The organism is Gardnerella sp. c23Ub_4 (assembly GCF_055804115.1).
Genome location: NZ_JANUYO010000001.1, coordinates 446,966 through 459,085, shown reverse-complemented (window position 1 = coordinate 459,085; position 12,120 = coordinate 446,966). Strand labels below are relative to the sequence as shown.

Sequence of the window (12,120 nt, the reverse complement as noted above, 5' to 3'; positions counted from 1 at the left end):
TGAAGGAGCTTGAAATGCGTTATGCAATTTCAAGCTCAGTCAAAGCGCCGAGCGTCTACAGCGTCGAAGTTGTAATCAAACGTAAAGTCACTTGGCGTTACATTTGAATCAGCGTTTGAATCAGAATCACTAGCTGGCGCTTCATCAAAACTTGGCGAGAAATCGAAATCAGACGAAGTCTCAGTATCCTCCGAAGGAGTCACATCAAAGCTTGGCGTGAAATCAAAATCAGAAGGAGTATAAGTATCCTCACTTGGCGTCACATCAAAGCTTGGCGAGAAGTCAAAATCTGGCGTCACATCCTCAGAAGGCGTCACATCAAAACTTGGAGTGAAATCGAAGTCCGAAGGAGTATAAGTATCCTCACTTGGCGTAACGTCGAATGAAGGCGAGAAGTCAAAGTCCGAAGGAGTATCCTCACTTGGCGTCACGTCGAATGAAGGCGTGAAGTCAAAATCAGAAGGAGTATAAGTATCCTCAGACGGAGTCACGTCAAAACTTGGAGTGAAGTCGAAGTCAGAAGGCGTCACATCAGGTGTCACGTCAGGAGTCACGTCAGGAGTCACATCCGAAGGCGTCTCCTCCGAAGGAACAGGCGCAGGCGCAGGCGTAACATCACTTGGCGTTACGTCCGAAGGCGTCTCCACACTTGGAGTCACATCATAAGGCTGCCCATTAACGTATGCATTAATAAGCTTTTGATACTCGTCCAGTGTAAATGGCGCCTTATTGCCTTCCAAGTAGCTAGCTGGAACAGCTTCCCAAGATATAACAGTGCCGTACTGGTCGCTAATGTTTCCGCTAGTAAGACCCATTGCCGTAAGCGCTGGATGTATAAAGTTTAGGTAGTGGCCAACTTTAAGATAATATTTCGAGTTTATTTCTTCATCAGACACGCCCTTAGCTATAAAGTCATCGTACTTGGCTTTTTCGTCCGTAATCCACAGTTTCATTGCACCAGTCATGGTATCCGTGGTGTTTCCGCCGTCGTAGATTCCGCTATCGTATGAACCCCAAGCCAAATTCTCAAAAGTCTTATAGTGCTTTGCGTGGCCAAAAACATTGGCAGAATAGAACGCGTCATTTATTGCTACTGCCGTCGTATAAAGACTTACGCCAAGAGGCTTAAGCCCACGACTCTTGCGATACTCGTTAATCGCGCGCATATACGATATTGAATTATTCAAGCGCGTAATGTTATCTGGAGAGTCTTCGCCGCTATTAAGCTTTACCTTTGAATCGTACCAGTCTGGCTTTTCTGTAAAACCATGCAATATGTCAAAAGCTTTAGCTGCATCATCGCGCTGAGCACGCGTAAAGGATTCATTATCCATTACGCTTGCAAAAAGCCCGCTAGCAGTGCTTTTTGCGCTGGTGCTATCGTAACTGGTTGCTGGGTGCGCGTAGTTAGATACTGTTACATCGCTAGCAAAAGCGGTGTTTGCAGTAGCTCCAAACATAGAAACCGCTGAACCAGCCAGAATTGCGGCTACGGTTGCAGCGGTGAATTTTTTAGAAAATGAACTGAAAGAGTTGTTAGAAAATGAATTGAAAGCCATTTTTTCGGCAGATTTTGGAGTTTGCTTTTTCATGGATTCTCTCTTTTACTATAGGGGTTTACTATAGGCCTTTGCTATAAGACCTCCGCTATAGGCTTTTACTATAAGCCTTTGCTACAGAGACAAATAACAAAAAAGCTTTCGGCTTTGAATGCCCCTAGTAGCAAACAAAACCGAAAGCAACACGCTCAACACCTAAAACACACTATCTAACGTTAAAACTCCAAGAAGAAAGAAAATTAATAGCAAATCAGAGTTTAAGCAATTAGTAAGCACGCAATTGGCATATCAGCAAGGCGCTTCCCTACAAAACCCCTTACCAACCGTTGAGCGCAAGTATAAACGCTCTTAAATTTCGAGCCGAGGGTATTTATCTAGCTGCGCAATTAGCAACGCGATTAATAATGCGATAAAGCGATTTAAGAAATTATGCGCATCAATCGCAATGCTTAAACTACGCAGCTAGACAAATTTAGTTTTTACGCTTTTAGCTTAGTGACGAGCCTTGCGAACAGCAGCACCCATGCCAGCGAGCATGGTGGCAGCCAAAGCGGTCAAAGTTACGCCAACACCAGTACCAGGCAACTTCTTACCGCCATCCTTCTTCTTCTCAACCACAGTGGTCTTAGCACCAGCAGCAGCACCATTAGCACCAGCCTGGCCTGGCTTAGCAGCACCTGGCTTGCCAGCATAGCCTGGCTTTACAGAACCTGGGGTAACGTGAGAAACGCCTGGCTGGTAGTTAGCAGCAAGTGGCTCTAAGTCATCTGGCAAAGCGTAGCCAGCAACCAATCCGGCGTCCTTAGCCTTAGCAGCCTTGAATGCACCCTTGTAAGCAGCCCAAGCCTTCTTAGCACCAGTAAAGGCCTTAGTAAACTCGGTCTTAGCATCGTTGAAAGCCTTAACAGCGTCGGCCAAATCTTCCTTAGCGTCCTTAACAGCCTTCTCAAGCTGAGCAAGCTCAACCTTATCAGCCTTGGTAAGCTCGTCATGAGCAGTCTTGAAACTTGCAAGAGCAGCATTTGCGCCATCAAGCTTTGCCTGAGCAGCCTTGGCTTCAGCGTACGCAGCATCGTACTTGGCGTAAGCCTTCTCGAGCTTGCCATTAGCTTCGTCGAAATCAGCGCTGGTCTTTACCAAAGCAGCCTTAAGAGTGGACTCAGCTACTTCAGCTTTTGGTGCTTCTGGCTTGTAGTCGCGAAGAGCAGCCTGAGCAGTAGCCAAGGCAGCCTCAGCGGTATCTACAGCCTTCTGAGCATTAGCAGCAGCTTCAGCTGTAGTCTTAACAGCAGCCTGCTTAGCCACGAACTCGTTAACCTTGTTTATCTCATCTTGATTCAACTTAGCAGTTCCATCCAAGGAGTATACGCCAGTCTTGTCGTCTTTCTTAGCACCAGTTGGAACAGTATTCTCAACAGCTTTCCAAGCATCGGAAGCATCCTTAGCCTTCTTATCAGCAGCAGTCTTAGCATCCTGAGCAGTCTTAAGACCCTCTTCAGCGGTCTTAACAGCAGCCTGCTTCTCCTCGAGAGGAGTAAGCTTCTTTTCAGCTTCCTTCTTAGGAGCTTCAGTCTTGTCAGCAGCGAATGCTGGGGTTGCCATTGCGAAGCCAGCAAGCAAAGTTGCGCCAGCAGCGAAAGCGGCGATAGCCTTCTTATTCATCATTTTATTTCCTTTCTTCTTCTCCCCCACTCGCAAAGCGAACAAATCGCAATGCGGCGAGGAAAATATAAAACGCGCGTTTACGCATTCCATCAACGGTTATCCACCGTGTGATGTTGCTATTAACATACCCCCCCCCCCGTTTGAAAAAGTCAAGCACCAGCCACACATGCTAAACCGAAAAAAATGATGTTATACACAAACTAATCCACAATAAAGGCCACATTGCCGTAAAATTTGTGGATAAACAACTCTTAAACCGTAAAAATACGCATTTCAAGGTTTTTGAAGAATTTTCCCAGCTTTTTTTAAGGAAAGACTTTTCGCGCGTGTCGTATACGCAAACAATCTTCCACACTTTGTTTCTGATTCCGCTTTTTGTACGTAATTTAGGTCAAAATTGGTACAAAGTGCGTCAACCGTTCGCGCGTTACAGCGCGCAAACGTCTTCGCCGCGCAGAAGCAATGCTTCTGCCTTAAGCGGCTCAGCGCTCCGAATTACCTTCTCGCGCGCTTTGGAATGAAAAACCTATTTTTTTGTTGCTTCTTATCTATAAAATCTTATAAAATGACATTTATGCGCTGATGCATGCTAGTTTTGCTAGTTGTTATATGTTATGTGTCTTGTGTTTGATTTTGGGGAATAACCCTGATTGCTTGTGATTCATGGGTTTTGTGTTAGAAATGTAGTTTTTGTTGCATGGCGCTAGGTTTACGCACATTTTTAGGAGGGTCTTATGGTAGATGGGAATAAAAATTTAACGATTGCGGAATCTAAAAACGCGTCTGTTGGAATGATAATAGATGCTAAATCAATAAAAGAGAAAATCTACAACATTCGCAATCAAAAAGTCATGCTTGATGTGGATTTAGCTGAAATATACGGATACAGTACAAGAGCGTTCAATCAACAAGTAAAAAATAACATAGAAAAATTTGATAACGACTTTATGTTTCAGCTAACCGCTGATGAGTTCAAAAACTTGATGTCAAAAAATTCTACATCAAGTTGGGGTGGTCGCAGAAAGCTTCCATATGCTTTTACTGAGCAAGGTATTTATATGCTCATGACAGTGTTAAGAGGCGAACTTGCCACAATGCAGTCGAAAGCGCTTATTAGAACTTTTAAGCAAATGAAGGATTATATTGTTGAAAATAAGGATTTTATTGGCGCGAACGAGTTAGCGCAGCTTGCGATTCAAACAAGCCGGAATACTAAAGACATAGCGGAAATAAAATCTAAAATGGCAACGAAGGAAGATTTTAATAAGGTAATGGATAATTTTATTAATCCAGATTCGTATAAACATTTTCTTCTTATGGACGGCAATAAAATAGAAGCGGATCTTGCGTATTGCAAAATATATAAGTCAGCTAAGAGAAGCATTTATGTTGTAGATAATTATATTGGTCTTAAAACGTTGGAATTATTACGCTTTGCTGGTGAAGGTGTTGAAATTGTAGTTTTTAGTGATAATGCTAGGAATAAGAATATGCTTACGGAAAGTATGTTGAGCGATTTTGTAAGCGATTATCCTAGTGTTGATTTGAAGTTTAAGACTGCTGGTAGGAAGTATCACGATAGGTATGTTGTTATAGATTATGGTACGGATGATGAGACTGTCTACCTTTGTGGCGCTTCGTCGAAAGATGCTGGCGGCAAAATCTCGACTATTATGCAAATAGAATCTTTTAATTTGTGCTTGTATCATGCGATGTTTGATGAGTTGTTAAAGAATCCCGAGTTGGAGTTCTAAGCGCGCGGGCAAGGCGCATGGCGCAATACAAAAAAGCCCTCTCCGTGGTCCGCATGTAAAATACATTAAGCGTGGAGAGATTCTGTTAATACGATTTTCCCATGGAATTTTTCAAGAGTCAATATAGACACGCCATATTTTAAGTACAAACACACTACGGTTTTGCGTGTTTATGTAGTGCTTTTGTATCAAAAAACGCCGAAATTCGGTACAAACGCACTACAAAAAATGAACAAAACATTGAACAAAAGTCAACATAAGCAACAAAAAGTGGGAAGCTGCTTGAGCGCTTAAAGCGTAGCGCTAAGGCAAGTCGTCGCGCAGAATACAGAAAACCCCCGCGCACCCACCAGAGGCCACTTACCCTTGCTGCATTCCTGCCCTGGGGGGATTGGGTGACGTAGTGCCACGCGGAGGCTCTACCTATATTACACGATTCTGTATAAAAGTCGAGCGCAAGCCAAGCGCGTGCCGAGCGCAAGTCGCAAGCAGCCGAAGATGGAGCGCGCAACAAGATGCATCGCTAGACGCAATCACAAGTCGCAAGTAACCGCAACATTAGACACGCCACTAAGCGCGCCACACGCTTTTACCGCTCTTCTTTGCATCCTCAACATCTGCATTAAGCTGCGACTCGTCTGCCTCAACATCTCCATTAATATAGCGCTCAACAAGCTCGCGCGCCTCACTATCTTCATGCTGAACAGCTGGCGACTTCATAAAGTAAGAGCTAGGAGCCAAAATAGGGCCCGAAAGCTTGCGATCCAGCGCAATCTTCGCCGCGCGCACAGCGTCTATAACAATACCTGCAGAATTAGGCGAATCCCACACCTCAAGCTTATACTCCAAGCTAAGCGGAACATCGCCAAAAGTGGTGCCCTCCAAGCGCACAAACGCAAACTTGCGGTCGTCAAGCCAAGCAACATAATCCGAAGGGCCAATGTGCACGTTGTGGTCATCCATATCGTGCGGAACAATCGAAGTAACCGCGCGCGTTTTAGAAATCTTCTTCGACTCAAGCCTAGAGCGCTGCAACATGTTCATAAAATCCATGTTTCCGCCAACATTAAGCTGGTAAGTGCGGTCCAAACGCACTCCTCTATCTTCAAAAAGTCGCGCCATAACTCGGTGCGTAATCGTAGCACCAACCTGGCTTTTAATATCGTCGCCAATAATCGGAACGCCTGCATCGCGGAATTTTTGCGCCCAAACTGGGTCGGAAGCAATAAAAACAGGAAGGCAATTTACAAACGCGCATCCAGCTTCCATAGCTGCCGTAGCATACGCCTTGTCTGCCTGCTCGGAGCCGACTGGCAAGTAAGACACAAGCACATCTACGTGCAAATCGCGCAAAACTTCGGCAACATTTACAGGCTCTTCTTTAGATTCGTCAATCATTTGCTTGTAGTAGTCGCCCAAACCATCGTAAGTAGGGCCGCGCTGCACAGTAACGCCAAGATTAGGCACATCCGCAAAGCGAATCGTGTTGTTTTGCGAAGCATAAATTGCCTCGCTTAAGTCATGGCCAACTTTTAACGAGTCAACATCGAAAGCGGCTACAAACTCAATATCTCGCACGCGATATTTCCCAAAAACGGCATGCATTAATCCTGGAATTTTATCGCCATCATTGGCATTTTTGTAGTATTCAACGCCTTGAACTAACGACGAAGCACAATTGCCAACACCGGCAATGGCAACGCGGATACTCATATAAACTCCTTAACAAAAATCATCGGCACAAAAACGCCGCACTAATACACTTTTATAATACTAGCTTTTACAAATATTACATACGATATTGCATATGATTGAAACGATATTACATATGGTTAAAATTCCTCGTTACGCATGATTAAGCACGATTACATATGGTTAAAATTCCTCGCCAAGCGCTAACTTGGATTGTATGGTTGCAAATAGTAATGGACGAAATTCGCACTCTTCTAGCCAAAGGCGCACTATAAGAAGCGCGGGCGATGGCACTGGAGCTGGCGCTGGCGCTGGCGCGCGCACAAGGCGACCATACAACCGACAATACAATCGCTCATACAATCGCAGAAGCCACAGAAGAATCCAAAAAAACTTTAGGACAAAACACCCGATTATTTTTTGGGCGCTAATCGTAGTTTTTACGCCAATAATCCTTGGAATTTTAACGGTTGCGTGGATGTACGTAACAACAGACATTCCGCAGCCAGACAAAATCGCAATGGCGGATAAAACAAAGGTGTACTACGCGGACGGAAAGACGGAAATCGGCAGCTTTGCGGAGCAAAATCGCGAAATCATAAATTGCTCCGTTCTAAAGCCGTATGTTGGAAACGCAATAATCGCAAGCGAAAACAGGTCTTTCTACAAAGACGGCGGAATTGATCTTAAGGGAATTGGTCGCGCAATAATCCACAACGTAACGTCTAAAGGCCGTTGGGGCGGCTCTACGATTACGCAACAATACGCGGAACGCTACTATCTTGGCGAAACAAAAACGTATTTAGGCAAGCTGCACGAGGCCATTCTTGCGCTAAAAATCGCGCAAACACAAGACAAAAGCACCGTGCTATGCAATTACATGAACACAATTTATCTGGGACGCGGAGCGTACGGAATCCAGGCGGCAGCAAAAGCGTACTTTGGCGTGGAAGCGAAGGATCTTACGCTATCTCAAGCGGCAATGCTTGCTGGAATAATCCCTGCGCCAAGCAGCTGGGACCCTGCAATCATGCCTAAAGAGGCGAATATGCGATTCAAGCGCGTGCTAAAAATCATGCTTAAAGACAAGTACATTACAAGCGAAGAATACAAAAACGCAAAAATGCCGCAAACCATTAATCAAACTAAGCAAAACATGTACGCGGGGCCGCAAGGATACCTATTGCAAATGGTTCGCAGCGAGCTTACAAGCAGCGGCGCGTTTACAAAAGAAGACCTAGATACGGGCGGATACCGTATTATTACAACAATCGACAAAGCTAAGCAAGATTTAATGTTTAACGTTGCAAGCCCGACGGCTGGCGCGCGCGGAATTACGCCGCAAGGAGTGCAAACGGGCGCAATGAGCGTAAATCCTAAAGATGGGTCGATTATATCTGTGTACGCAGGCGACGACTACCTTTCTAAGCCGCTAAATAACGCCACTCAAGCGCTTTACGAGCCTGGAAGTACCATGAAGCCGTTTGCGCTGATTGGCGCGATTCAGGCTGGCACGAATCTAAACACGCTGTTTAATGGAAATACGGGGCTAAAGTTTAAGGGAATCGAAAAGCCTGTAAACAACTTTGCAAACACAAATTGGGGAATGATCAACCTTTATAAAGCAACAGCAAACTCTGTGAACACGCCATTTATGGCTTTGCAAGAAAAGCTTGGGCAAAAAGGCGTGGCAAATACGGCTGTTATGGCTGGTCTAAATGCGCAGCGCGTTAACGGCAAGAATCCGTTTACTGTTCTTGGAAACGACCCCGTGCATATTAGTGAGATTGCGCGCGCGTATTCGACGATTGCAAACCAGGGGCGCAGGCCAGATTTGCACATTGTTTCTAGCGTTAAGAACCCAGACGGCAAAGAGTTTTATAGGGCGCCGACCGTTGGAAAACAGGTGTTTGCGGCTGCAGACATGGCGCTTGCTATTAAGGCCATGCAAGGCGTTGTGCAATACGGTACTTCGCCAGAGGTTAGAGGCGTTGGAAAGCCGATTGCTGGAAAGTCGGGAACCGCTAACGATGCTTCGGCGTGTAGTTTTGTTGGATTTACGCCGAGTGTTTTGACTGTGTTTGCTATTTGGAATCCAGATGCGCAAGGAAATCCTTTGCCTGTGCCAACTTTCCGCGGATACCCTGGAGGAATCGGATATTCGGCGCATTTGTTTACGCGATACATGCGCGCGGCTCTGGCTGGAACGGCTGCGGAAAAGTTCCCAGAAGCTAAAGATAACGGCAAAATTGGAGGTGTTGACGGCACTTGGGGGCTTGGCGGAAGCAAGCACGAATTTGCGGACGACGATAGCAGCGAAAATAAAGAAGATAGCAAAGATAAAGATAAAGCAGATAGTGCAAGTGGCGCAAGTGGCGCTAATAAGGAAGATAGTTCTAGTAGTGAAGATCGTGCGAATGGCGCAAATGGGTCGAATGGGTCTGGCGAGAATGGGCCGAATAACGGGAACGGCTCGGCTGGCGGCGGCACTACTAGTGGCGGAAGCGCAGGCGATGGGTCTGGCGCGGCATCATCTTCTGGAGAAAGCGGAACTACACAAACGCAAAGCGGCAGCGATTAATCGCGCTACAAACTTCCGCTTTTTGTAGCGATTCACAGCGTGTCGAACAACAAAAAGCGGAAATAGTTGACGTATATTACTGCGCAATGCGCTCAATAACGTAGCGCTCAAGCGCTTGCGGCGTAAGGTCTTTATATCCGTCTAAGTCCGCAAACTGAGGCCCGTCGCTAACGTCTAAGTTAGAGTACGCTCTTTGCGCAAGAGTCGTAGCTCCCGAAGCTGCAGCCGACTTTAGCCCTGCAAACGAATCCTCAATCGCAATGCAATACTTCATGTTTTGCGCGCTAATGCCAAGCAATCTGCCTGCCGCTAAATACGGCTCTGGGCTTGGCTTTGTAGGGTATCCGTCGTCTCCGCAAATAAAACCAGCGAAGGCACCTTTAGGCGCATGATCCACAATATTTTCAACAAGTCGCCTTGGCGAATTGCTCACTAAAATCGAAGGGATTTTTGCGTCGGCAAGCTTTTGCAAAAGATCTAGAACGTCTGGCACCCATGGAACTTCCACGCTCTCGCGCTCTGCAACGTAGTCCACCATAGCATTGCCGATTTCTTCAACGCCCATCTTTGTTCCGCGCGCAATCATAGCTTCGGCAACGTCTTTTAACGAGCCGCCCGAGTATTGCCACGCAAGCTCTTCGCTCCACTCGCCGCCATGTTCTTTTGCGATTTTAATCTCGGATTCATGCCAATACGGCTCGGAGTCGATTAGCGTTCCGTCCATATCCCAAAAAACTGCTGCCAGCTTGCGATTTGCCGCAGCTGCCATCTCAATTGCCGATTTTTCTGCAGCTAACTCTGTCAATGCATTTTCCTCGGTTGCGCTCGTTACCATTAATCCCCTTTATATTCTTATACACTTATGCACTTATACACTTAAGTGCTACTTAGATTACGCACTTATCCACTTATGCACTTATTGGCGCATATGATTTTGCGATTATCCACATATCCACCATCTATTTAAGCATTTGACTAGTATTTAGAAAAATCTAAACTAATGTTGGCGTATGCACTTGTTGATATAGGCGCAGGCGCTTGTTTACGTAGGCGCTATAGCCCAAACGCGCGCCACAAAACAATCGACTTATCGTCTTCTAAATCATTGCTTGCATAATCATTGTATTGCGAATAGCCATTCGCGCCTCTTGAATAAGAAGACGGCAACTCGCGCTGAGGCACACGAATATCTCGGCGCCAATCCTTTGCGCGCTGCGAGCGCTGAACTTCCACAATATTCCCGTCTGCACTCGCTGCAAAAATGTTTCGCTCCGCACTCGCCGCCTCGTCCACCAAGCGCCTCACTTGCCTTTTAAGCTGGCGATTTTCTTCTTGAAGCTCCAAAATCCGCATTATTCCAGCAAGATTCACGCCGTTTTCTTGGCTCAGCTTTTGCGTTTGCACAAGCCTATCTATGTCTCTAAGCGAGTATCTTCTGGCTCCGCCTTCTGTGCGCTGCGGCATAATCAATCGCAATCTATCGTATTGCCTAAGCGTTTGCGGATGCGTGTCGGTTAGGTTGGCTACGTAGCTTACTGTAAAAATCGGCATGTCGATTTTAAAGCCCACTTCGTCCGCGCCGTCAAGCGTTGCATTTCCGCGCACTAACGCCACTGCACACATCTCATACAGCGCCCTAATTTGGCGATCCAACCTAGCCATGACTTTCCTTTCTACACGCAAACGCTATTCTACGAGCAAACACAAAACGCAAACGCTAAGCGATTTGTTGCTATGCGCGCAAATCCTTCACTTCTTGCTCGTAATCTTCGCCACACGCCTTTTCAAACTCTTTTGCAGCATGTTTTACCGCCATTGTTGACTTTTTTGGAACATGTATTTGCGCAATTCCAACAAACGCGCCATCTTTTCCTGGCACGCCTGCTCCTTCTACGCGTATTCTGCTGCCGCCCGAAGTTCCAGATGGCACCTTAAACACAATCGGTTCGCCGTCTACGTTTTTAAGCGTGACTTTTGCTCCGTGCACAGCTTCGCTTAAAGTGAGCGGCAAAGTGGCCACTAAATCGCATCCTTCAATCGAGAATTGCTCCGACTTTTCCACTTGCACTTGCAAATACATGTCTCCAGAAGCGCCGCCAAACTTTCCTGGCTTTCCTTTTGACTTTAGGCGGATTTTTTGCCCATCTTTTACGCCTGCAGGAATATGAGTTTTGAACGACTCTCCGCCCGATCGAAGCGAAACAGTAGCGCCTTTGAACGCCTGCTTAAAGGTTAGTTTTATAGCCGTTGTAATGTCTTCGCCGCGTTCAGGCGTGTTTTGTGGAGCAGATTGAGCAGATTGAGCATACTGGCCATACTGACCATAGTCTGCACCGCCAAATCCTGCTGCCGATTGCGCGCCAGCGCCGCCCGTAAACATGGAGAATATGTTTTGTATGTCTGGACCCGCGCCGCCCGCGGAAAATCGCACGCGTGAGCCGCCGCCCATTGGCGATCCGCCAAACATCGATGAGAAAATGTCATTAACTCCGCTTGCGTCGAATCCGCCTGAGCCCGTTCCGCCAGCGAATCTTGCTCCGCCTGCACCAAACTGGCGAATCGCGTCGTAGCGAGCGCGCATCTGCTTATCTTTCAAAACGTCGTACGCTTCCGACACGTCTTTGAATTTTTCTTCTGCTTCTTTAGTTTTGTTTAAGTCTGGGTGATATTTTCTAGCGAGTTTTCTGTACGCTTTTGTAATTGTGGCTTCGTCGGCATCTTTGGAGACTCCGAGAACCTTGTAAAAATCTTTGGCTAGCCATTCATTCTCAGCCATTTAAGCTCCTTTTTCTTTGAGCCACTGGCATTTATCTAAACAACTTATATCTAAATAACCTACTCGCGCTGACTGTTTAGAATCTAAACCGAC

At 46.2% G+C, this 12,120-nt stretch carries 8 protein-coding genes and 1 other RNA gene; 2 read left to right on the top strand and 7 right to left on the bottom strand.

All coding sequences use genetic code 11. The features are described from left to right. Positions 1-35: 35 nt before the first annotated feature. Both NYP67_RS01930 and NYP67_RS01925 read right to left on the bottom strand, forming a co-directional pair. Complete coding sequence (locus tag NYP67_RS01930) at positions 36-1,592, bottom strand: CAP domain-containing protein (protein ID WP_473411120.1); 1,557 nt, start codon at positions 1,590-1,592, stop codon at positions 36-38. 459 nt (positions 1,593-2,051) lie between these two features. Next, positions 2,052-3,224, bottom strand: a complete 1,173-nt coding sequence (locus NYP67_RS01925) for a hypothetical protein (protein WP_219722746.1) — start codon at positions 3,222-3,224, stop codon at positions 2,052-2,054. A gap of 734 nt (positions 3,225-3,958) precedes the next feature. Between NYP67_RS01925 and NYP67_RS01920 the strand changes: the two genes are divergently transcribed. Next, the gene (locus NYP67_RS01920; RefSeq protein WP_346284461.1) at positions 3,959-4,978 is read left to right on the top strand and encodes an ORF6N domain-containing protein; all 1,020 of its coding nucleotides are present in this window, start codon (positions 3,959-3,961) and stop codon (positions 4,976-4,978) included. Positions 4,979-5,304: 326 nt separating this feature from the next. On the opposite strand, the gene ffs is transcribed toward NYP67_RS01920, so the two are convergent. Together ffs and NYP67_RS01910 are read right to left on the bottom strand one after the other, a co-directional pair. Continuing rightward, positions 5,305-5,401: signal recognition particle sRNA small type (gene ffs, locus NYP67_RS01915), an RNA gene on the bottom strand. 147 nt (positions 5,402-5,548) lie between these two features. After that, positions 5,549-6,691 (bottom strand): inositol-3-phosphate synthase, encoded by a 1,143-nt coding sequence (locus NYP67_RS01910; protein ID WP_101896682.1) that lies wholly within the window; start codon positions 6,689-6,691, stop codon positions 5,549-5,551. Between the two features lie 196 nt (positions 6,692-6,887). On the opposite strand from NYP67_RS01910, the gene NYP67_RS01905 reads away from it, so the two are divergent. Continuing rightward, complete coding sequence (locus NYP67_RS01905; protein ID WP_415694874.1) at positions 6,888-9,251, top strand: transglycosylase domain-containing protein; 2,364 nt, start codon at positions 6,888-6,890, stop codon at positions 9,249-9,251. Between the two features lie 76 nt (positions 9,252-9,327). Here the strand turns inward: NYP67_RS01905 and NYP67_RS01900 are convergent, their stop codons facing one another. The 3 genes from NYP67_RS01900 to NYP67_RS01890 all read right to left on the bottom strand — a co-directional run bounded on the left by NYP67_RS01900 (position 9,328) and on the right by NYP67_RS01890 (position 12,027). Continuing rightward, complete coding sequence (locus NYP67_RS01900; RefSeq protein ID WP_032843127.1) at positions 9,328-10,020, bottom strand: HAD family hydrolase; 693 nt, start codon at positions 10,018-10,020, stop codon at positions 9,328-9,330. A gap of 284 nt (positions 10,021-10,304) precedes the next feature. Next, positions 10,305-10,913 (bottom strand): heat shock protein transcriptional repressor HspR, encoded by a 609-nt coding sequence (locus NYP67_RS01895; RefSeq protein ID WP_004133347.1) that lies wholly within the window; start codon positions 10,911-10,913, stop codon positions 10,305-10,307. A 70-nt stretch (positions 10,914-10,983) separates the two neighbouring features. After that, on the bottom strand, positions 10,984-12,027 hold the full coding sequence (locus tag NYP67_RS01890) for a DnaJ C-terminal domain-containing protein (RefSeq protein WP_415694873.1): 1,044 nt from the start codon (positions 12,025-12,027) through the stop codon (positions 10,984-10,986). Positions 12,028-12,120 lie beyond the last annotated feature (93 nt).